Source organism: Pseudoduganella sp. RAF19 (assembly GCF_052114165.1).
Classification (GTDB): Bacteria; Pseudomonadota; Gammaproteobacteria; order Burkholderiales; family Burkholderiaceae_D; genus Rugamonas.
This window is the reverse complement of the sequence record NZ_JBFREF010000007.1, coordinates 185,882-206,494: the sequence shown is the minus strand read 5'-3', so window position 1 is coordinate 206,494 and position 20,613 is coordinate 185,882. Positions and strand designations below refer to the sequence as shown.

The 20,613-nt window shown below is 62.8% G+C and carries 22 protein-coding genes and 2 tRNA genes; 14 read left to right on the top strand and 10 right to left on the bottom strand.

What is annotated here, in order from left to right:
• The first annotated feature begins 100 nt into the window (after positions 1 to 100).
• Positions 101 to 2,107 carry a sensor histidine kinase gene (locus tag AB4Z19_RS20180; protein ID WP_442022738.1) on the top strand — a complete coding sequence of 669 codons (2,007 nt, stop codon included), beginning with the start codon at positions 101 to 103 and terminating at the stop codon, positions 2,105 to 2,107.
• A gap of 12 nt (positions 2,108 to 2,119) precedes the next feature.
• Entirely contained in the window at positions 2,120 to 2,707 is a 588-nt protein-coding gene (locus AB4Z19_RS20175) for a response regulator transcription factor (protein ID WP_442022739.1), read from the top strand.
• A gap of 3 nt (positions 2,708 to 2,710) precedes the next feature.
• Here the strand turns inward: AB4Z19_RS20175 and AB4Z19_RS20170 are convergent, their stop codons facing one another.
• Together AB4Z19_RS20170 and AB4Z19_RS20165 are read right to left on the bottom strand one after the other, a co-directional pair.
• Positions 2,711 to 3,340: a GH-E family nuclease gene (locus tag AB4Z19_RS20170; RefSeq protein WP_442022740.1), complete on the bottom strand. Its 630-nt coding sequence runs from the start codon at positions 3,338 to 3,340 to the stop codon at positions 2,711 to 2,713.
• A 262-nt stretch (positions 3,341 to 3,602) separates the two neighbouring features.
• Positions 3,603 to 5,045 (bottom strand): diguanylate cyclase, encoded by a 1,443-nt coding sequence (locus tag AB4Z19_RS20165; protein WP_442035863.1) that lies wholly within the window; start codon positions 5,043 to 5,045, stop codon positions 3,603 to 3,605.
• 85 nt (positions 5,046 to 5,130) lie between these two features.
• Between AB4Z19_RS20165 and AB4Z19_RS20160 the strand changes: the two genes are divergently transcribed.
• A complete protein-coding gene (locus AB4Z19_RS20160) occupies positions 5,131 to 5,613 on the top strand; it encodes a MarR family winged helix-turn-helix transcriptional regulator (RefSeq protein WP_442035862.1) in 483 nt (160 codons plus the stop codon).
• Positions 5,610 to 6,461 carry a CPBP family intramembrane glutamic endopeptidase gene (locus AB4Z19_RS20155; protein WP_442035861.1) on the top strand — a complete coding sequence of 284 codons (852 nt, stop codon included), beginning with the start codon at positions 5,610 to 5,612 and terminating at the stop codon, positions 6,459 to 6,461. Before AB4Z19_RS20160 ends, AB4Z19_RS20155 begins: the two co-directional genes overlap by 4 nt.
• On the opposite strand, the gene queG is transcribed toward AB4Z19_RS20155, so the two are convergent.
• Entirely contained in the window at positions 6,451 to 7,545 is a 1,095-nt protein-coding gene (gene queG / locus AB4Z19_RS20150) for a tRNA epoxyqueuosine(34) reductase QueG (protein ID WP_442022744.1), read from the bottom strand. The two genes, AB4Z19_RS20155 and queG, sit on opposite strands and share 11 nt — an antisense overlap.
• 50 nt (positions 7,546 to 7,595) lie before the next feature.
• Here queG and tsaE point away from each other — a divergent pair, with 50 nt between their 5' ends.
• From tsaE to AB4Z19_RS20135, 3 genes are read left to right on the top strand one after another with little or no spacing between them, the layout of a single operon-like run.
• A complete protein-coding gene (gene tsaE / locus AB4Z19_RS20145) occupies positions 7,596 to 8,081 on the top strand; it encodes a tRNA (adenosine(37)-N6)-threonylcarbamoyltransferase complex ATPase subunit type 1 TsaE (protein ID WP_442022745.1) in 486 nt (161 codons plus the stop codon).
• Positions 8,045 to 9,457, top strand: coding sequence for an N-acetylmuramoyl-L-alanine amidase (locus AB4Z19_RS20140; protein WP_442022746.1), 1,413 nt, complete (start codon positions 8,045 to 8,047; stop codon positions 9,455 to 9,457). The genes tsaE and AB4Z19_RS20140 overlap by 37 nt, the downstream gene beginning before the upstream one ends.
• Positions 9,458 to 9,466: 9 nt before the next feature.
• On the top strand, positions 9,467 to 10,264 hold the full coding sequence (locus tag AB4Z19_RS20135) for a D-hexose-6-phosphate mutarotase (RefSeq protein WP_442035860.1): 798 nt from the start codon (positions 9,467 to 9,469) through the stop codon (positions 10,262 to 10,264).
• Here AB4Z19_RS20135 and AB4Z19_RS20130 read toward each other — a convergent pair.
• Together AB4Z19_RS20130 and AB4Z19_RS20125 are read right to left on the bottom strand one after the other, a co-directional pair.
• A complete protein-coding gene (locus AB4Z19_RS20130; protein ID WP_442022748.1) occupies positions 10,248 to 11,324 on the bottom strand; it encodes a carbonic anhydrase in 1,077 nt (358 codons plus the stop codon). The two genes, AB4Z19_RS20135 and AB4Z19_RS20130, sit on opposite strands and share 17 nt — an antisense overlap.
• A 123-nt stretch (positions 11,325 to 11,447) precedes the next feature.
• Positions 11,448 to 12,092, bottom strand: a complete 645-nt coding sequence (locus AB4Z19_RS20125) for a VTT domain-containing protein (protein WP_442022749.1) — start codon at positions 12,090 to 12,092, stop codon at positions 11,448 to 11,450.
• A gap of 90 nt (positions 12,093 to 12,182) precedes the next feature.
• Between AB4Z19_RS20125 and AB4Z19_RS20120 the strand changes: the two genes are divergently transcribed.
• From AB4Z19_RS20120 to AB4Z19_RS20100, 5 genes are all read left to right on the top strand, one after another.
• Positions 12,183 to 13,103, top strand: a complete 921-nt coding sequence (locus AB4Z19_RS20120) for a peptidylprolyl isomerase (protein WP_442035859.1) — start codon at positions 12,183 to 12,185, stop codon at positions 13,101 to 13,103.
• 121 nt (positions 13,104 to 13,224) lie between these two features.
• Positions 13,225 to 15,201, top strand: coding sequence for a DNA mismatch repair endonuclease MutL (mutL, locus tag AB4Z19_RS20115; RefSeq protein WP_442035858.1), 1,977 nt, complete (start codon positions 13,225 to 13,227; stop codon positions 15,199 to 15,201).
• A 1-nt stretch (position 15,202) separates the two neighbouring features.
• Positions 15,203 to 16,153: a tRNA (adenosine(37)-N6)-dimethylallyltransferase MiaA gene (gene miaA, locus AB4Z19_RS20110; RefSeq protein ID WP_442022752.1), complete on the top strand. Its 951-nt coding sequence runs from the start codon at positions 15,203 to 15,205 to the stop codon at positions 16,151 to 16,153.
• Between the two features lie 46 nt (positions 16,154 to 16,199).
• A tRNA-Met gene (locus AB4Z19_RS20105) sits at positions 16,200 to 16,276 on the top strand.
• An 89-nt stretch (positions 16,277 to 16,365) separates the two neighbouring features.
• Positions 16,366 to 16,442 (top strand) — tRNA-Met (locus tag AB4Z19_RS20100).
• Positions 16,443 to 16,494: 52 nt separating this feature from the next.
• Here AB4Z19_RS20100 and AB4Z19_RS20095 read toward each other — a convergent pair.
• Both AB4Z19_RS20095 and AB4Z19_RS20090 read right to left on the bottom strand, forming a co-directional pair.
• A complete protein-coding gene (locus tag AB4Z19_RS20095) occupies positions 16,495 to 16,716 on the bottom strand; it encodes a tautomerase family protein (protein WP_442022753.1) in 222 nt (73 codons plus the stop codon).
• Positions 16,717 to 16,718: 2 nt separating this feature from the next.
• A complete protein-coding gene (locus AB4Z19_RS20090) occupies positions 16,719 to 17,102 on the bottom strand; it encodes a (R)-mandelonitrile lyase (protein WP_442035857.1) in 384 nt (127 codons plus the stop codon).
• A gap of 99 nt (positions 17,103 to 17,201) precedes the next feature.
• On the opposite strand from AB4Z19_RS20090, the gene AB4Z19_RS20085 reads away from it, so the two are divergent.
• Both AB4Z19_RS20085 and AB4Z19_RS20080 read left to right on the top strand, forming a co-directional pair.
• Positions 17,202 to 18,098, top strand: a complete 897-nt coding sequence (locus AB4Z19_RS20085; RefSeq protein ID WP_442035856.1) for a LysR family transcriptional regulator — start codon at positions 17,202 to 17,204, stop codon at positions 18,096 to 18,098.
• 62 nt (positions 18,099 to 18,160) lie between these two features.
• Positions 18,161 to 18,400 carry a hypothetical protein gene (locus AB4Z19_RS20080; protein WP_442028869.1) on the top strand — a complete coding sequence of 80 codons (240 nt, stop codon included), beginning with the start codon at positions 18,161 to 18,163 and terminating at the stop codon, positions 18,398 to 18,400.
• Here AB4Z19_RS20080 and AB4Z19_RS20075 read toward each other — a convergent pair.
• From AB4Z19_RS20075 to AB4Z19_RS20065, 3 genes are read right to left on the bottom strand one after another with little or no spacing between them, the layout of a single operon-like run.
• Positions 18,389 to 18,964: a peptidoglycan recognition protein family protein gene (locus AB4Z19_RS20075; protein ID WP_442028870.1), complete on the bottom strand. Its 576-nt coding sequence runs from the start codon at positions 18,962 to 18,964 to the stop codon at positions 18,389 to 18,391. The two genes, AB4Z19_RS20080 and AB4Z19_RS20075, sit on opposite strands and share 12 nt — an antisense overlap.
• Positions 18,961 to 20,235, bottom strand: a complete 1,275-nt coding sequence (locus AB4Z19_RS20070; protein WP_442028871.1) for an MFS transporter — start codon at positions 20,233 to 20,235, stop codon at positions 18,961 to 18,963. The genes AB4Z19_RS20075 and AB4Z19_RS20070 overlap by 4 nt, the downstream gene beginning before the upstream one ends.
• A 9-nt stretch (positions 20,236 to 20,244) precedes the next feature.
• Positions 20,245 to 20,568, bottom strand: coding sequence for a thioredoxin family protein (locus tag AB4Z19_RS20065; protein WP_442035855.1), 324 nt, complete (start codon positions 20,566 to 20,568; stop codon positions 20,245 to 20,247).
• Between the last annotated feature and the right edge of the window lie 45 nt (positions 20,569 to 20,613).

Genomic DNA, 20,613 nt, shown 5'->3' with positions numbered 1-20,613 from the left:
ATTATTATTCTTACCCATCCCATTCTGCAAAAAGCAATAAGGCTATACAACTGTGGAAAACCACAATACAGCCAGCCCTGAAATTGTTTACCCTCGGATAATGCCTGATTCCACGCCTACATTCAGCCGTCCCCAGCTGCCGAACCCGGTGCGCTGGCTGCTGCCTATCGTCATTGTGCTGCTGTTCATGGCCATCCTGATCTGGCTGCCCTGGCAGGCGCGTCAGATGGAAAGCAGCGAACGCGAAGAGCAGCTGATTGCCGACACCCTCTGGGTCGAGCAATCGATCCGCTTCCAGCTGGGGCGCCATGAGGAAAGCCTGCATGGCATGGCCAATGAAATCACGGCCGGACATCTCACTACTGAGCAACTGCACCAGCGCATGGAGCGCCTGCTGAAGAACGGCCTGGAGCTGAAGCGCGTGATGTTCGTCGGAGCGGACGGCCATATTAGCGCCTCCAGCGAACCGGCGGCGCCACTCAATCCGGGACTGAGCCCAGCTTCGCAGACGGCGCTGGACCGTGCCCGCCGTTCGCGCAATCCAGTCTACAGCCAGCCGGAGCAGCAAGCCGAACATCCGGCCGGTTCGCCCGGCGTGCAAATGATGGACTTCCACTATCCGGTCTATCGCGGCGACGTCTGGCTGGGCAACCTGGTCGCCAGCTACCAGCTGTCCACCATCCTGGACGAGATGGTGCCGTGGTGGTTCGCCCAGGACAATCAGATCACCCTGCTCGACCGCGACGACAAGATCCTGGCCCGCCGCAGCGCGGCCGGTCCCGGTCACGGCGTCTACACCCACAAGCGCGGCCTCGACCTGCCGGGCGTTTCGCTCACATTGATGACGGACAGCGTGAAGTCCGAGCCGCAGCTACTGCCTAATCTGCTGGTCGGCTCCGTGATCGCCCTGTCGCTGGCCCTGCTCTGGAGCCTGCTGGCTCTGTGGGGGCACATCTCGCGCCGCCTCGCCGCCGAGGGCGCGCTGCGCCAGCAGATGTCCTTCCGCACGGCGATGGAAAACTCCCTGGTCACGGGCCTGCGCGCACGCGACCTGGAAGGCCGCGTCACCTATGTGAATCCCGCTTTTTGCCAGATGGTGGGGTACACGGAAGACGAACTGGTGGGCCGCTCGCCACCGATGCCCTATTGGGCGCCGGAAGTGATGGCCGAATACCAGCACCGTCTTGCGGGCGTGCTGGCCGGCTCCATCGTGCCCCAGTTCGAAACCATCTTTCAGCGCAAGGACGGCACCCGCATTCCCGTGCTGATTTTCGAAGCGCCGCTGGTGGACAAGGAAGGCCGCCACACCGGCTATATGGGCTCCATCCTCGACATCACGGACCGCAAGCGCATTGAGGAACTGAACCGGGAGCATCAGGAAAAGCTGCAGGCCAGCTCGCGCCTGGCGACCATGGGCGAGATCGCGTCCATGCTGGCGCATGAGCTGAACCAGCCGCTGGCTGCGATTTCCAGCTATACCACCGGTGCCTTGAACGTGATGGCGCGCGCCGAATCCGGCGGCACGGCGGTCGACTGCGCGATATTGCGCCCGGCACTGGAGCAGGCTGGCGCCCAGGCCCAGCGCGCCGGACAGATCATCCGCAGCGTGCACGAATTCGTGAAGAAGCGCGAGGCGGAGCGCCAGGACATCGGCCTGCAGACCATGTTGGACAGCATCAGCGCCCTGATCGAGCTGCAGGCGCACCAGCTCTACGTGCAGATGCAGGTCGCCATTCCCGCCGACTTGCCAACCGTGCGCGCCGATCGCATGCTGATCGAACAGGTGCTGCTGAACCTGACCCGCAATGCGATCGAGTCCATGGCGAATATTCCCGCCGAGCGCCGCGTGCTGCGCATCGACGCTTCCTATGACGCCGCGACCCGTCTGGTGGCGGTGGCGGTCAGCGACCGTGGCCACGGCATTCCGCAGGAAGTGGCCGAGCGCCTGTTCTCGCCCTTCTTCTCGACCAAGGCCGAGGGCATGGGCATGGGCCTGAACATCTGCCGCACGGCCATCGAATTCCACGGCGGCACGCTGACTCACCGCGATAACCCGCAAGGCGGTACCATATTCACTTTCACGCTGCCGGCATCCGGCGCAAAGTAGACGGAGATTTTCATGTTGCACATAGTCGATGACGAAGCGGTAGTGCGCGATGCGCTGTCATGGCTGGCTTCCTCGCGCGGGATTCCGGCCGTGGCTTACGACGGCGGCACCAGCTTCCTCGCCCATGTCGCGAACGGCGACTTCGACGAGGCGGGCGACTGCGTGTTGCTGGACGTCCGCATGCCCGACATTAATGGCATCGCCGTATTCGACCAGTTGGCCGCGCGCGGCCTGGCGCAGCGCCTGTCCGTGATCTTCCTGACCGGCCACGGCGACGTGCCCATGGCCGTCGACTCGCTCAAGCGCGGCGCCTTCGACTTTTTCGAAAAGCCGTTCAACGACAACCAGCTGATGGACCGCGTGCAGGAAGGCCTGGCACGCTCGCGCGAAGCCAGCAGCAAGGCCGCCGTTCACGCCCGCCTCGCCACGCTGTCGCAGCGCGAACGCGAAGTGCTGGACCTGATCCTGGCCGGCAAAATGAACAAGGTCGTGGCGGACGAGCTGGGCATCTCGATGCGCACCGTCGAAGTCCACCGCGCCCACATCTTCGACAAGATGCAGGTTAAAACCGCGGTCGAACTGGCGGGCCTGCTGAAGTAGCGCTTATTTCACCGGCACCATGCTGCCTCCGCCACCGCTGCTGCCGTCATCCTTGCGGAAAGGCTGGTATTTGCCGGACATTTCCGGTTCATCATCCGGCGTGTGGTAGCCATCATCATCGTCGTCATCGACGGGATTGATCTTCCTGTTTTCGTAGCGGTGCGACTCGTTGCAGCGCTTGCACAGCACGCGCAAGCCATCCGGGCGCAAATATTCGGCACGGATCTCGGCGTGCGTTGCACGGCGGGCCGTCAGTTTCGCCAGGCGCCCGGCCCAGCTAGGGTAATGGTCGAGGTGTACGCTTGATGTCTTGTGCAGGCGTTTTTTCTTCTTGCTGCGGTAGTAGAAGGGTAATTCGCTGCGGTCGCGCCGCGCGATCGGCCGGCCGCAGCGCGGGCAGACATAGAAGCCGCGCACGTGCAGCACCGCCGTGCGCTTGATCAGCCTACTGCGCAAGCTGACCGGAAACGTGAAGCGCAGCTGGCGCCGGGCGCCAGGCGGCTCGTAATCCTCATCATCGTCGTTCTTCTTCTGACGTCCACGCCGCGACATTTGCAGCAGTTGTACCAGGCCGGCAGTCGGCCGTTGTGCCGCCTGCGCCACCTGCCCCGGCCGCGCGATCGGCGGCGGCACCGGTACTCGTGGGGCTGGTACTCGTGGGGCTGGAACTCGTGGTGCCGACACCCGTGGCACCGCTGGCAGCGCTTGCGCATTCACCATCGCAGGCGGCTTTGGGAATGCGCGCACGGCAGACGCCTGCACAACCGGCTTGGCAAACGGTGTATAAGGTGGCGGAACGCGCGGCATGCCCATATGGTCTGCTCAGCGGTGGACGATATCGCAGCATAGCGCGATCGCTATGCCGGAATGCTCACACATTCTCACCGGAGTGGACTCAGGCCGCCAACTCCGTGCGGTTACGGCCGCCCTGCTTGGCGCGGTAGAGGGCGCGGTCGGCGCGGGTGAACCAGCGTTCGTAATTGGCTTCCTCATCGAGCGCGACGGCGACGCCGAGGCTGATGTGCATGTGGAAGCGGGCATCTTCATGCTGCACGGGCGATGCGGCGACTTCTTCGCGCAGGCGTTCCGCAAAGGCATGGGCACCCAGCTCGCCGGTTTCGGGCAGCACGATCAGGAACTCTTCGCCGCCGTAGCGCGCGGCGAAGTCCATTTCGCGCATCACGGACTGGATCACGCAAGCCAGCTGGCGCAAGGCCGCGTCGCCGGCGGGATGGCCGTAGCGGTCGTTGATTTCCTTGAAGTGGTCGATATCCAGCAGCACCATGGCCGCCCCGTGGCGCAAGCGGCGCGCGCGCTGCCATTCCGCCGACAGGCGGCGGTCGGCGGCGCGGCGGTTCAGCAGGCCGGTCAGCGCATCGGTGGTGGCCAGCTTTTGCAGATCATCGTTCGCACGATGCAGCTCGGCCAGCAGGCGGTCCTGCGATTGCTGCCAGTGCACGAACAGCTCGTAGCCGAAGAAGGCCATGAACACCACGATCACCGCGAACACCCAGTAGAAAATCCACATGGTCTGGCGCAGCACGCCCAGCGCGTGCACCAGCGACGCCAGATCGATCTGCCGCTCCGCCAGTTGAATAGTCACGAAACCGTAAATCAGCACGCCGAGCGTAACGGAAGCCAGCAGGCCGAGAATCGACTGGCGCGAACTCGTAAAGGTATCGCGCATCAGCTGAGGATGCGCCGCCATCCAGCGATCGACCCACGGCCACACCAGCGCCATCGCGGGACCGGCAATCAGCACGCTTTGCAGGAAGGCGCCCAACCACCAGCCCTGCCAGATCGGCAGCAAGGCGGCCGGTTCGTAGTGATTGGTATAGCTCCAGATCAGCGCACCGCTGGAACCGAACACGCTGGCGATAAAGGCCAGCTGCACATAGAACAGCAGCGGATTCAGTCCGCGCAAATCGCGCCGCATGGCGATGGCCTGGTAGCCGATCACCATGATCGCAAAACCGAGCGGATTGGAAAACGCGAACAGCATCGCCCATGGCACCGGCATGCCCGCATAAATCGCCAGCGAGAACGTGGCGCAGTAAGCCGGAATCGCGCCCCACCACCAGCCGAGGGTGAGCGTCAGCAGCATGCAGATCAGCAGGGGCGGATAAACGGTGAGATAGATGGTCACACCGCCAAATTCGAGGGGAATGCCGGACCAGCGCCACACCACCATGCCCACGCCCAGCGCGATGCACAGGACGAGCAACGCCAGCCAGCCGCCGAACAAACAGGCCTTCTGCTGCCGGCTGCCGTCGCGCCACAGTCGCCATGGCGACAACTCCCGGTACGGAGGAGCTTCCACTTTAATGTCCGACAACATGGGTTCCCCTTGGTATCTGATCATTATACAAACGAAAGCCACAAAAAATTACATAAGCACTTATGAATTTTGTTATTATTAAATTATGAGACAAGGACTTGGAACCCAGTTGCGCCACCTGATCGACTTGCTGGACGGCGCCGTTGCCGCCTCCTACGACGAGGCCGGCATCGACTATCGCCCTCGCTACACACCCGTCATGCGGGCGCTGGAGAGCGGCCAGCCGCGCACCGTCAGCCAGATCGCGGAAGCGGCCGGAATCACCCAGCCGGCCGCCACGCAGACTGTTGCTTTAATGCTGAAAGCAGGTCTGCTGGCCGCCAGCGTCAGTGATAAAGACGCCCGCCAGAAGCTCATCAGCCTGAGCGCAGAAGGGCAGGATTTGCTGCCCAAGCTGCGCCAGTGCTGGCAAGCCACGCGCGCGGCAGCCGACAGCCTGGATCGCGACCTGCCCTATCCCTTGTCCGAGGCGCTGGCCCAGGCCATCGCCGCACTGCAAACGCAGCCCTTTGACGAGCGCATTCGCAAAGCGCGCGCCGCCATCAACAATAAGAAGGAGGTTCCATGAGCATTGCCCAGCAAGCCGTTTCACCTGCCTCGCCGTCTGTTCCATCCCGCGCTGCACGCTTCTTCACGCATCCCATCGCGCGCATCCTGATCGGCATTCCCGCAACGGCAGTGCCGATCATGGGCACGATGATGCTGATCCAGGCCCTGGTGCCGAAACCGCTGCGCGTGGCCTGGCCTTTCCTGCTGGCCGCCGTCATCTGCGTGCTGAGCTACCGCTTCTACGTGCGCCGCATGGAGAAGCGCGATGCGACCGAATTGGCGCGCGCCGGGGCACTGCCTGAAATCAGCATAGGGATGGCAATCGGCGCAATGCTTGGACTGGCTACCGCTGGCCTGCTGGCTGCAGCCGGCGCCTTCACGATCACGGGTAGCAATGGCTGGGAATTCCTGCTCAAGTCCCTGCCCGAAGAACTCATGGTGGCCTTCTTCGAGGAGCTGCTGTTCCGCGCCGTACTGTTCCGCATCGTCGAACAACGCTGGGGCAGCCGCACTGCGCTCGTCGTGTCCTTCCTGCTGTTCGCACTGGCGCATATGGAGAACGCCCATGCCAATGCGCTGGGCTTCCTGATTACCGGCGTGGCATCGATCACGCTGTGCGCCTGCTATATGCTGACGCGCCGCCTGTGGCTGTGCATCGGCGTTCACTTCGGATGGAATTATTTGTATGACGGCGTGTTTGCCGTTCCCGTCTCCGGCCATGCCGCACGTGGCTGGCTGCAGGTTGCGATGCCCGGCCCGGAATGGCTGACCGGCGGCGCTTATGGCGTGGAGGCATCCGTTGTCACGCTACTGGTGTGGGTCGCAGCGGCAAGCTACCTGCTGCGCCGCGCGGCATTCAAGCGCTGAGGTGGCGGGCCAGCGCCCACTCCACATGCTCGCGCACCAGCGCTGAAGGATGATCGCGGCGCGCCTGCAGCGCCGCCACAATCGCCGCATCGCCGCGTGCGCCCATGTCCGCCGCATTGCCCAGGCCGACCGCGATATTGCGCAGCCAGCGTTCGTGCCCGATGCGGCGGATCGGACTGCCTTCCATGCGGCGGTTGAACTCCTCCTCCGTCCACGCGAACAGCTCAATCATGCCCGCGCTGCCAAGCGCATGGCGCTCATCGAAATCGGGCAGCGTGGCGCGCTGGGCAAATTTGTTCCACGGGCAGGCGGTCTGGCAATCGTCGCAGCCATAGACGCGGTTGCCGATCAGCGGGCGCAGTTCTTCCGGAATCGAAGACTTCAATTCAATCGTCAGATAGGAAATGCAGCGCCGTGCATCCAGCCTGCCCGGCCCCAGAATCGCCTGCGTCGGGCACACATCGATGCAAGCCTGGCACTGGCCGCAATGCGCGCCGGTTGGCTCATCGACCGGTAGCGGCAGGTCGACCAGAATCTCGCCCATGAAGAACATCGAGCCCGCGCTGCGGTTGATCAACAAGGTATGCTTGCCGCGCCAGCCCAGGCCGGATTTCTCGGCCAGCGGCAATTCCATCACGGGCGCGGAATCGGTGAACACGCGATAACCGAATTCGCCGACGGCGGCGCGGATCTTGTCCGCCAGCTGTTGCAGGCGCGCGCGCAGCACCTTGTGGTAATCGCGTCCCCGTGCATAAACGGAAATCACGGCCTGTGTCGGATCGCTCAGACGCGCCGTTTCGCGCTCGCGCCAGTTCTCATCCTGTGCACCTGGCAGGTAATTCATGCGGGCAGTCACCACGCGCACCGTGCCCGGCACCAGCTCGGCGGGACGGGCGCGCATCATGCCGTGGCTTGCCATATAGTCCATTTCGCCGTGCATGCCAGCGTCCAGCCAGGCCTGCAAGCCCGCTTCGGCGGACGCAAGATCAATGTCCGCAATGCGCACTTCGGCGAAGCCAAGCTCCTCCCCCCACGCCTTGATGGACGCGGCAAGTTCGGCTAATTTCTGCTCAGGGAGGGACATCGGGGCGGGACCAGCTATACAATGCGGGGATCAAACCGCCATTTTATTCGATGCAGCACTTTAAATCTCACCTTCACGACGAAGCCGGCACGGCCGCCCTGGGCAGCTCGCTGGCGCGCGCCATCATTCCCGGCCTGGCCATCTACCTGCACGGCGACCTCGGTGCAGGCAAGACCGCCCTCACCCGCGCACTGCTGCACGCGGCCGGCCACGTCGGCAATGTGAAAAGCCCGACCTATACGCTGTCCGAGCCTTACCGCGTGGCCCTGGATGGCAAGCCTGTCAACATCATCCATTACGACCTGTATCGCATGGGCAGTCCGGAGGAATTCCTCGATGCGGGCTTCCGCGAGGACTTCGATGGCCAGAACATCTGCATCGTCGAGTGGCCCGAAAAAGCGGAAGGCGTGCTGCCGCCACCGGATCTTCGCGTTATTCTCTCGATTGAAGGCGATGGACGTGATGTAGAATTGCAGGCGTCCTCAGCTCTGGGTCAGCTATGCCTGCAACGCCTCCAATTCGCACCGAATCTCTGACCGCCCGCGCCCGGACCCGGCGCACGGTCCTCAAAGCCGGCGGCACTTTGCTGCTGTCCGTGCTCGCACCGCTGCCTGCAATGGCGGCGCAAATCCTGGCCGTCCGCGTCTGGCCAGCCGACGACTACACGCGCGTCACGCTGGAAAACGATTCGGACCTGAAAGCCACCCACTTCATCGTCAAAGACCCTGAGCGACTGGTAGTCGATATTGAAGGTCTCGAACTCAATCCGACGCTGAAAGGCCTGGTTGCCAAGATCCAGTCGAACGACCCGTACATCAAGCAGGTGCGCGTCGGCCAGAACCGCCCGAACGTGGTGCGCCTGGTGTTCGATCTGAAAGAAGAGATTACGCCGCAGGTGTTTACCCTGCCGCCGGTTGGCAACTACAAGCATCGCCTGATCTTCGACCTGTATCCGGTCAAGGAAGTGGACCCGATTGCGGCCATGATCGAAAAGGGCGAATGGACCACGGATGGCAATACCGCCACGCCGCAGCAGCCTTCGGTAGCCGCCGCGCCGACACCCGGCGTGCCTGTGCCACCAGCGCCGGCCACGCCGCCCGCCGCTGCGCCAACACCTGCCCTGCCGCCGGAAGTAACCAAGCCGGAAGTCGCAGCCGTGGCCAAGCCTGAGAAACCGCTGCCCGGCCCCGGTGGAAAACTGGTGCGCATGCTGACCATCGCGCTCGACCCAGGCCACGGCGGTGAAGACCCCGGCGCCACCGGTTCGCGCGGCAGCCGCGAAAAAGACATCGTGCTGGCAATTGCCAAGCGCCTGAAATCCAAGATCGAAGAACATCCGAATATGCGCGTGATGCTGACGCGCGATGGCGACTTCTTCGTGCCATTGCCAACCCGCGTGGAAAAAGCGCGCAAGGTGGACGCCGACCTGTTCGTGTCCATCCACGCCGACGCCTTCGTGCAGCCGACCGCGCGCGGCTCGTCGGTGTTCGTGCTGTCGGAAAAAGGCGCCAGCTCGAACGCCGCGCGCTGGCTGGCCAACAAGGAAAACCAGGCCGACCTGATCGGCGGCGCCAACGCGAAAGGCGGCGACCCGCAGCTTGCGAGCGTGCTGTTCGACCTGTCGACGACCGCGCAAATCAACGATAGCCTCAAAGTGGGCAAGGCCGTGCTGGGTGAAATCGGCGGCATCAACAAGCTGCACAACGGCGCCGTTGAACGCGCGGGCTTTGCCGTGCTGAAAGCGCCGGATATTCCATCGATCCTGATCGAGACAGCCTTCATCTCCAATCCGGAAGAAGAGGCGCGCCTGCTGGACAACGCCTATCAGGACCAGATTGCGGACGCCATCGTCAAAGGCATCCGCCGCTACTTTGCCAAGAACCCGCCGCTCGCCAAGAACCGGCTCACATAAGGACTTCAGATGCACAAGATGGTGACTATCGGCGCCCTGCCCGCCGTTTCGATCAACACGGCCGACGGCGCCGAAGCCACCATCACGCTATACGGCGCGCATCTGACATCCTGGAAAACCGCCGATGGGCGCGAACGCCTGTTCATGAGCAGCAAATCGCCGCTGGACGGTAGCGCGGCCATCCGCGGCGGCGTGCCGGTGATCTTCCCGCAATTCTCCACACGCGGTACGGGACAGCGCCACGGCGTTGCGCGCCTGTCCAACTGGCGTTTGGCCGACAGCGGCGCGGAAGGCCCGAGCGCCTGGGCCGAATTCGAGCTGACCGAAAAAGAGGTGCCGCCCGCGCTGGCGCAAGGCTGGCCGCATGTGTTCGCGCTGCGCCTGCGCTTCACCCTGCACGCTGAATCGATCGAGATGAGCTTCAATGTGCGCAACACAGGCGATCAGGACTTCGATTTCGCCTGCGCCCTGCATACCTACTACGCGCTGGAAGCCTTCGAGCACACGGCGCTGCAAGGCCTGGCAGCCGGCGACATCTATTTCAAGGAAAAGCTGGACAACATCTATCCGGCTCCGGACGAACTGACCTTGCTGCACACTGGCGCCGGCGCGCTGCGCCTGCAGCAGGAAGGCTTCACTGAATTCGTGGTGTGGAATCCCGGCGCCGAGGGCGCTGCGGCCCTGAGCGATATGGCAGACGAGGAGTACCGCCAGTTCGTGTGCGTCGAACCGGCGCGCGTGGACAAGAAACCGCTGGCAGCCGGTGCCGAATGGTCCGGCACTCACACCATCAGTTTGATTCCTTGATCATGCGGCCGGAAGAGGCCTGCACCGGACGCGCATTGAAGGGATAGAGGCGGCTGAACAGCGCCATCTGCGCCGGCGAGGCCTGCAGCGGCTCTTTCATCACCATCCACAGCACGCCTTCGGTGCAGGGCGGCGTGGTCAGCGAACCCATATAGGTGTAATACTCGCGCTTCTGCGGCAGCAGGTCGTTCGGGTCCAGCACGATGGACGGCACCGAGGTGTCGCCTTTCTCCAGCGGCAGATTATTCCAGACAGTCTGGATGACGGGCTGCGGTTTGCCGCGCTCGAGCAGCAGCGCCAGCACGGCCAGCTTGCCTTCCGCGCTCCTGTGCACCAGGTGCACCACCATCTCGTAGCCCTTGCCATTCACGCGCTCTTCGGACGGGCGATGGAAGTGGAAACTCTGCAGCTCATACATGGTGTTACCCACGTTGAGATAATTGCCGCCGCCCAGCTGCACTTCCACGGTGTGGCCAGTGTCGCGCACATTGAAGCCCGCCGGATGGTAGTCGAAGCCAATCTGCTCCAGGTCCACCTTCATGCCGTCGCGGATATCGATCGGCGACTGGCGATTGCCGAAGCCGCACTTGGCCCAGTCGGTATTGATGCGTGCCCAGTTGGCCGGACCCAGCTCGCCTTCGTATTCCCAGTGCGTGCCATTGGTGCGCGGTGGCGGCAGTTTGGCGATGGCGGCTTCGCGTGCAGCCTTGGCGGCAGATTCCTTCTTGGCTTTGTTGGCGGCGGCCATGCGCGCAGCCTGATTGGCTTTCATTTCAGCCAGGCGCTGGGCAATCTTGGCCGACAGCTCGGCTTCGGCCATTGCTTCCTGCTCGCGCTGGGAAGGCTTGCGGGTGGTGGCCGGTTTGACCGCCGGCACCGGCGCGGAAGACGCCGATGCGGCGGATTCGCCGGTGGAGCCGTACTTTGCCTTCTCGGCTGCCGCAGCGGCTGCGAGATTAGGACGAATCGACGGCACGCCTTTCGGCTCCGCAGGAGGATCGATCGCGCTTGCCGTACCGATGACGAGATAGCAAGCCGACAGGGCGATCAGGTTACGCATGTTATCCGGGGTGTAAAAATACTGGGGTTACACCGGTTAACGGTTGCGCTGGGGGAAAACTTGAGCCCTCATATCCGGGTCAATCCCAAGGGACTGCCCCCTGGGTCTGACCCCGTTTCTGGGTCAGCGCCCCAGCACCTTGCGTCCCAGTTTCCACGCTCCGCTCAGCGCCATCGGCACAACTGCCGCGCCCACGCCGACCAGCACGATGGTATTCAAGTGATCACGAATATAAGGCGCGTTGCCAAACAGGTATCCCGCTACGGTCAGCGACGTTACCCAGGCCAGCGCACCGGCCACATTAAACATCTGGAATCGGGTATGCGTCATATCCGAAACGCCCGCCACGAAAGGCGCAAAAGTACGTACCACCGGGACGAAGCGCGCCAGGATAATAGTCTTGCCGCCGTGGCGTTCAAAGAATTCGTGAGTGCGGCGCAGCGCGTCCTTATTAATCCAGCGATAGTCGTGGGTAAACACGCGCTGGCCAATCGCTTCGCCGATCCAGTAATTGGTCGTATTGCCCAGCACCGCCGCAGCCGTGAGCAGGAAAATCAGCGCGGCCAGGTCCATATGGCCGGAGGCGCAGAAGGCGCCACCAATGAAGAGCAGCGTATCACCCGGGAAGAAGAACAGCACCACCAGGCCGGTCTCGCAAAACACAATACCGAAAAGCACGGCGTACACCAAAGTGCCGTACTGGTTGATCAGGGTGCCCATCGCCTTGTCGACGTGGAGCAGCATGTCCAGAAATTGAACGAAATCCATATAAATTCCAAAAGGTCGCGGCGGGAATCATACTACAATCGCCTGTCGCCGGACGGCCGGCAGAACCCATATAACAAGGAGACGAAGAGGATGCACGCACCGAAGATTGTGAAGTCCTGGCCCGCCTTAGTTCTGGCGCTGGCCGCCCTGCCCGGCATCGCGGCGCAAAAGGAACTGCCGCCCAAGCCGACCGTGGGTGATGTCATCAAGGCATCCAAACCTTCCGAGTGGCGCGCTCTCGATCCCGAGAACACCCTGTATATGGACCTGGCGGCAGGCCGCGTAATCATCGAACTGTCGCCGATCTTTGCGCCGAATCACGCCGCCAACATCCGCACGCTGGTGCGCGAGGGCTATTTCGATGGCCTGTCCGTCTACCGCTCGCAGGACAATTTCGTGGCCCAGTGGGGCGATCCGGACGAGGACCATCCCAAGGCGCTGAAAACCGCCAAGGCCAAGCTGGCCGGCGAATTCACTATCCCGCTGAAGAACGACAACCAGTTCACCAAGCTGCCGGACAGCGACGGCTACGCGCCGGTGGTCGGCCACTCCAACGGCTTCCCTTCCGCCCGCGATCCGAAAACCGGCCAGGCGTGGCTGACGCACTGCTACGGCATGATCGGCGTCGCGCGCGGCAATGAGTCCGACAGCGGCAACGGCGGCACCCTGTACGCGGTCATCGGCAACGCCCCGCGCCAGCTGGACCGCAACATCACCGTCGTGGGACGCGTGGTAAGCGGTATGCCGCTGCTGTCCATCATCCCGCGCGGCCCGGCGCCGATGGGCATGTACGAGAAGCCGGACATGTATGTGCCGATCAAATCCGTCCGCCTCGCCGCCGACGTACCTGAAGCGGAGCGCAGCAAGTTCGAAGTCATGCGCACCGAATCGGCCAGCTTCAAGGCTGTCGCTGACGCCTCCCGCAACCGCGGCGGGCCATGGAATAAAGTCTCCCCAGGCCATGTGGACCTCTGCAACGTGCCCATCCCCGTCCGCGAAGCTAAACCCTGAAGCAAAATCCAGTGCCAGCCACGATGTGGCTGGCACTAGGGTTATGCCTCGGGTTATTCGAGTGCCAGCCACGATGTGGCTGGCACTAGGGTTATGCCTCGGGTTGTTATAATGCCCAACCATGAACGCCCCAACGCCCCCGCGCCCCATCCGCGCCCTTCCTGACCAGCTCATCTCCCAGATCGCCGCCGGCGAGGTTGTCGAACGCCCGTCCGCCGTCGTCAAAGAGCTGCTGGAAAACGCCCTGGACGCCGGATCGTCGCAAATTACCGTGCGGCTGGAAGAAGGCGGCGTCAAACGTATCTGCATCACCGACAACGGCAAAGGCATTCCGCCGGACCAGATGCCTCTGGCTCTGGCCCGTCACGCGACCTCAAAAATCGCTTCCCTGGACGATCTGGAAAACGTAGGCACTTTGGGCTTCCGCGGTGAAGCCCTGGCCTCGATCGCCTCCGTAGCCGCCGTCACCCTGACCTCGCGCACCGCCGATGGCGCCCACGCCTGGGAACTGGAAGGTTCCCACCTCGGCACCGTCGTGCCATCGTCGGGCGCCCACGGGACCACCATCGACGTGCGGGACCTGTACTTCAACACGCCCGCGCGCCGCAAATTCCTGAAATCCGAGCAAACCGAATTCGGCCACTGCGCGGAAGTCGTGCGCCGCATTGCGCTCGCGCGTCCGGACGTCAGCTTCACGCTGACCCACAATGGCCGCACCGTCGATCACTGGATGGTCAGCGATATGGCCAAGCGCAGCGCGCAAATCCTGGGCGCGACCTTCGAGGAAGCGCGCCTGCCAATTGACGAAGGCTCGGGCGTGCTGCGCGTGCATGGTTTCGCCGGTCTGCCGACGGCATCCAAGGGCCGCGCCGACAGCCAATACTTCTACGTCAACGGCCGCTTCGTGCGCGACAAGCTGCTGGTGCACGCCGTGCGCGCTGCATACGAAGACGTGCTGCATGGCGACCGCTTCCCGTCCTACGTGCTTGCTTTGGATCTCGACCCGGCACTGGTGGACGTCAACGTGCACCCGTCCAAGATCGAAGTGCGCTTCCGCGATAGCCGCGCGGTGCACCAGTTCGTATTCCACGCCGTGCAGCGTGCCCTCGCCGCAACGTCGGCAACCTCGCACGGCAGCGTGCCATCGCCGCTGCCTGCCGCCGAAACGCTGCAAACATCCGGCCCGACCTGGCGCCCGCAGCAGCAGACATCCTTCGGTTCGATCCTGAACCCTGAATACAGGCCGACGTTCTCGCCGTCGCCATTCGGCGGCAGCAATGGCGGCGTGGCGCAGTCCACAGAGCGCTATGGCGCACTGTTTGCGGGCGACGCGCGCGATGGCGCTACCGGTTTCAGTGCGGGCAACGCAGCTGCCCCTTCCGCCGGCTGGAGTTCCGGCGCCACCGCCGCCGATGGCAGCGCGGGCTTCCGCGCCTCCTCGGATTACAGTCTGCCGCAAGGTGCGCCAATCGCCGCCTCGTCGTCGCAACTGTCCGGCGACGAATTCCCGCTCGGCTTCGCACTGGCCCAGCTGCATGGCATCTACATCCTGGCCCAGAACAGCAAGGGCCTGGTGCTGGTCGACATGCACGCCGCACACGAGCGCATCCTCTACGAACAGCTGAAGAACGCACTGGACGCGCAGATCAGCGGCACCGATATGCAGGTGCAGAACCTGCTGATCCCCGTCACCTTCTACGCTGACGGCATCGAAGTGGGCACCGTGCAGGAACACGGCGACACCCTGAAAACACTGGGCTTCGACATCGCCGTGCTGTCGCCAACCACGCTGGCCGTGCGCGCCGTGCCTGCCCTGCTGAAGAACGCCGACGCGCAAACGCTGGCGCGCGACGTGCTGCGCGATGTGCGCGAATACGGCGGCTCGCGCGTGCTGATCGAGCGCCGCAACGAACTGCTCGGCACTCTCGCCTGCCACACGGCAGTGCGTGCCAACCGCATCCTCACCCAGCCCGAGATGAACGCCCTGCTGCGCCAGATGGAATCCACCGAGCGCGCCGACCAGTGCAACCACGGACGTCCAACCTGGGTGCAGGTCGAAATCTCCGCGCTGGACAAGCTCTTCCTGCGCGGCCAATAAAATGAATCAGCAGTTGAAGCGGCCATTGGCGGTCGCCATCATGGGCCCGACCGCATCGGGCAAGACCGCCTCCGCGCTGAAGATCGCACAGCACATTCCCGCGGAGATTATCTCGGTCGATTCTGCGCTGGTTTATCGCGGCATGGACATTGGCACCGCCAAGCCCTCGCGCGAAGAACTGGACGCCGTGCCGCACCACCTGATCGACATCATCGATCCGCTGGACTCGTATTCCGTCGCCCAGTTCCGCACCGATACGCTACGCCTCGTTGACGAAATCAGCTCGCGCGGCAAGCTGCCGCTGCTGGTGGGTGGCACCATGCTGTACTACAAAGGCCTGAACGACGGCCTGGATGATCTGCCCGGCGCCGATCCCGCCATCCGCGCCCAGCTCGACGTGGAAGCCGCGCGCGATGGCTGGCCAGCCCTGCACGCGCGTCTGGGTCTGCTCGACCCGGCCACCGCCGCCCGTCTCAAGCCCATGGACTCGCAACGCATTCAGCGCGCACTGGAAATCATTCAGCTGACCGGGAGGCCGATGTCCGAGCTGCTGGCGCAGCGAGTGAAAGAAGAACTGCCGTTCGAGCTGGTGTCCTTCGCGCTGGAGCCGTCCGACCGCAAAGTCCTGCACGACCGCATTGAGCGCCGCTTCGACATCATGCTCGAAGGCGGCTTGCTGGATGAAGTGAAAGCCCTGCGCGCACGCGGCGACCTGCACGTGGGTCTGCCCTCGATCCGCTGCGTAGGCTACCGCCAGGCCTGGCAGTATCTGGATGGCGAAATCGACTACGCAACCATGCGCGACACCGGCATCTTCGCTACGCGCCAGCTGTGTAAGCGCCAGCTAACCTGGCTGCGCTCCATGCCCCAGCGCACTGTGATCGACTGCCTCGCGCCGGACGCGTCCGACCAGCTCCTGCAGCAGGTTCTTGCCAAGATTTCCACGAATTAGCTCTTGACAGTCACCCCTCGCCGCCGCGATAATTTCGCCTCTCTTTGGTGATATAGCTCAGTTGGTTAGAGCATAGCATTCATAATGCTAGGGTCGGTGGTTCAAGTCCACCTATCACCACCAAGAATTCCAAAACCCGCGCCTTCGCGGGTTTTGACTTTCGGCAGGAGAAGTTGACGCCCGCCGAAACACATGCCATAATGTGTGGCTCTGGTGATATAGCTCAGTTGGTTAGAGCATAGCATTCATAATGCTAGGGTCGGTGGTTCAAGTCCACCTATCACCACCAAGGAATACAGAAAAAACCGCCGTGCTCGCAAGAGTCGGCGGTTTTTTTATTCTCAGTACCCGGGCTTCTTGAGCAGAGTGTCCCACTTGGCCTGAATATCCGGTTCGTAGACTTGCGCGGTCCAGTCCTGTGCCGCCACTTCGTCGAAGCCGACCGATACCGACTCCTCGCCATACTTCAGCACCTCCATCACGCTTTCCGTAATGCGGTCGGCCAGCAACTGTTTCTGCCGGTCCGATTTGCCGGGCCAGAGCTTCACGATAATGTGCGGCATGCTCAGACCTCCACGACTGGCTCGTACCAGTCAACGGCCTTACCATCAAGCTGCTCCTGGATTGCGATGTGGGTCATCGCCGTGTCGACGCCTGCGCCATGCCAGTGCTTTTCGCCGGGCGCGATCCACACTACGTCGCCTGCATAAATATCCTCCACCGGACCACCCCAGCGCTGCACTCGGCCGCAACCTGCTGTGACGACCAGTGCTTGTCCCAGCGGGTGTGCGTGCCACACCGTGCGGGCGCCCGGCTCGAACGTCACGCTACCGCCCGAAGCACGCGCCGCCTCATTCGCCTGAAACAGCGGATCGATCCTGACCGCACCGGTGAACCAGTCGTCAGGGCCTTTCATAGACGCCTGCGAACCACTACGTTTGATTTCCATTACAACCTCCTTGCGATATGCTCAGGTAGCAATGTAAGGCCAACCGCATTTGCTGATAAGATGGGCAAATCGGCATGCAATGGTGAATCACGTTCAACAATGAAAAACGAAGGCCTGGATGATGTGATTGCATTTCTCGCGGTGGCGCGGGAACAGAGCTTTACGCGAGCGGCGGCAAAGCTGGGCGTGTCGCGCTCCGCGCTCAGCCACTCATTGCGAGGCCTTGAGGCGCGGCTCGGCGTGCGTCTGCTGGCACGCACGACCCGCAATGTCTCGCCCACCGAAGCAGGCGAGGGGCTGATTCAGTCGGTTGGACATAAGTTCGAAGAGATCGAAGTCGAGCTTGAATCGCTGCGCCAGTCGCGCGCAAAGCCCGCCGGCACAATACGCATTGCCGCCACTGAATACGCGTCGGATTCGACGCTCCTCCCCAAACTCTCCGGCTTCCTGGCGCAATATCCGGATGTTCGTGTGGAGATCGTGATCGACTATGGCCTTACCAATATCGTCGCAGAACGCTTCGATGCAGGCGTGCGCTGGGGCGAACAACTTGCCAAGGACATGATCGCCGTGCGCATCGGCCCGGACATGCGCATGGCCGTCGTCGGCGCACCGTCCTACTTCGCAGCCCACCCGCTGCCGAAGAAGCCGCAAGACCTGATGGACCACAACTGCATCAACCTACGGCTGCCAACGCACGGCAATACCTATCCCTGGGAATTCGAGAAAGGTAAACGCAAGGTGAACGTTCGCGTCGAAGGCCAGATGACCTTCAACAGCAGCCCCCAGCTGATGAACGCCGCCTTGCACGGCCTGGGCCTGGCCTACGTCCCCGAAGGCATGGCAATGCCTCACATCGAATCCGGACGCCTGCACCGCGTGCTCGACGACTGGTGTCCCCTATCCTCCGGCTACCACCTCTACTACCCCAGCCGCCGCCAAACCTCCCCCGCCTTCGCGCTGCTGGTCGAAGCGCTTCGATACCGCAAGGCTTGAGCTAGCCCATAACGTCGCTGCATTCACACGCCTAGACTGGGATCTTTGCTCGGGAGGCGGAGATGGCGGATTTGACTTTGCCGGTAGCGCGGGTGGTGGAAGGGCATCGCGAGAAGATTCTGCAGTCGGTCGGCGGGAAGGCGGCGCTGGCGGCGATGCAGGATGATCGGGTGATGATGCAGGTGGCGGACGTATGCTATGCCCTGCTGCCGGGCGTGGTGCGGCTGGCGGTGAAGGAGCAGGCGTTTCGCGATTTCGTGCTGCTACATCGCAGCACGATCATCGCGCGACTATTGGCCTAGTTTCCCGGCAACGCGGCGCTGGATGGTGCCGTCGGCGAGGTAACGGTACAGGTTTTCGCCGGGGCAGACAGTTTGCGCGGAGTAGTCTTTGTGGCCGTGGATGGTGTCCGCTGACAGCTTGTACTTCTTCGCCAGCATCGCCATCAGCTCAACCACCGCATCCAGCTGCGCGGCGTTCGGCTGCACTTCCTCGAAATTGCCGACAACCTCAATCAGTGCATGGCCTTTCGGATCGTATTCCGTGTTGGTGTCGCCCGCGTAATCGATGCGGCGGCCTTCGTAGATGCGGCCGTCGAGGTCGATGATGTAGTGGTAAGGGATGTCGATCCAGTGCTTGGTATTGCGCGACCATGTTTGCAGATTGCGCAGGTAGGCAATGGGGTCAGTCCCGGCGGGGAATGGCTCGCCCTGGTGATGCAGCGTGATGTGGGTGATCTCTTGCGGGCGCGCCTTTGCGGGGTCGGCAGGCGTGCCGCCCCACTCTTCAACGCTGATGATGTGCGGGTCCGCCGCATAGGCTGCCGACGTGGCGGCGAGCAGCACCGCCATTAGAATTTTTTTCAATGCCGTGGTCCTTTGGTCAGCACGAGCGCGATCAGGCTAAGCAGCGCTGCGGCGGACAGATAATAACCGACGTACTGCAATCCATACGTGCTGGCCAGCCAGGTCGCTGCATACGGCGCCAGCGATGCGCCCAGAATGCCCGCCAGGTTGAAGGTCAGCGAAGCGCCGGTGTAACGCACTTCGGCCGGGAACAGCTCGGACAGCAGCGTGCCGAGCGGGCCGTAAGTCATGCCCATCAGACCCAGGCCAATCGACAGGAACACGGTCACCTGCACCAGGCTGCCGGAGCCGAACATAGGCGCCATCACGAGGCCGAAAGCCGCAATCGCAGCAGATACCCAGATCAAGGTTCCGCGGCGTCCGCGGCGGTCCGCCAGCACGGCAGAAACGGGGATCGTCAGGCCAAAGAACAGCACCGCAATCAACTGCAGAATCAGGAAGGTCTGGCGCGGAATGTGCAGCGCGGTCGTGCCCCAGCTCAAAGCGAACACGGTCATCAGATAAAACAGCACAAAGGTCGCCAGCGCAATCAGCGTGCCGAGTACCAGCACGCCCGTGTGCCTGGTGAGCACTGTCAGCGCCGGCACTTCAACACGCTCGTTGCGGTCCAGGACTTTCTGGAAGTCTGGCGTCTCGGTGATCTTCAGACGCACATACAAACCCACCAGCACCAGCAGCGCGCTGGCAAGGAAGGGAATGCGCCAGCCGAAGCCGAAGAACTGTTCGTCGGTCAGCATCGTGCTAAGCAGCAGGAAGGTGGAGCCGGAAAGGAAGAAGCCGATCGGCGCGCCCAGCTGCGGGAACATGCCATACCAGGCGCGCTTGCCCGGCGGCGCATTCTCGGTCGCCAGCAGCACGGCGCCACCCCATTCGCCACCAAGGCCCAGGCCCTGGCCAAAGCGGCACAGTGCCAGCAGCACCGGCGCCATGGTACCGATGGAGGCATAGGTCGGCAGCAGACCAATAACGACGGTCGAAAGGCCCATGGTCAGCAGCGCGGCAACCAGCGTGGCCTTGCGTCCTACCCGGTCACCAAAGTGGCCGAACACGGCCGAGCCGACGGGACGCGCAAAGAAAGCAATGGCAAATGTAGCGAGCGACTGCAAGGTGGCCGCGGTGGCGTCACCTGCGGGGAAGAACAGCTTGGGGAAAACGAGAACCGCTGCGGTGGCGTAGATGTAAAAATCGAAGAACTCAATCGTGGTGCCAATCAGGCTGGCGAACAGCACGGTGCCGGGAGAATTCACGGCGCCGGTGTGGGCTTTGGACATTGAAGATTCCTATGTTGTTGTGATTTTTTCGAATCCTTCGCGAAGTTCGTCTGCGTCCTCGGGGCGGACCACGCGAACGACTTCCTTACCATCGCGCAGGAAGATCATCGTGGGCCACAGTTTGACTCGGAAAGAGCGTCCCAGCAAGCGTCCGGGTCCGTCTTCCACCTTGATGTGCTTTACCGGCTCGTGACCGGCAAAGGCTTCGGATAGCAGCGGCTGCGCTGCCCGGCAGTATCCGCACCAGTTGGTGCCGAATTCCAGCAAGGCAGGTCCGCTGAGCGCATCGATCTCGGCGCGGGTAGGCGCCTCGGGCTTATAGGTCTGTTCCATATGCGGCCTCCTGAGAAGCCACACCTTATCACGCCCGAGGAAATT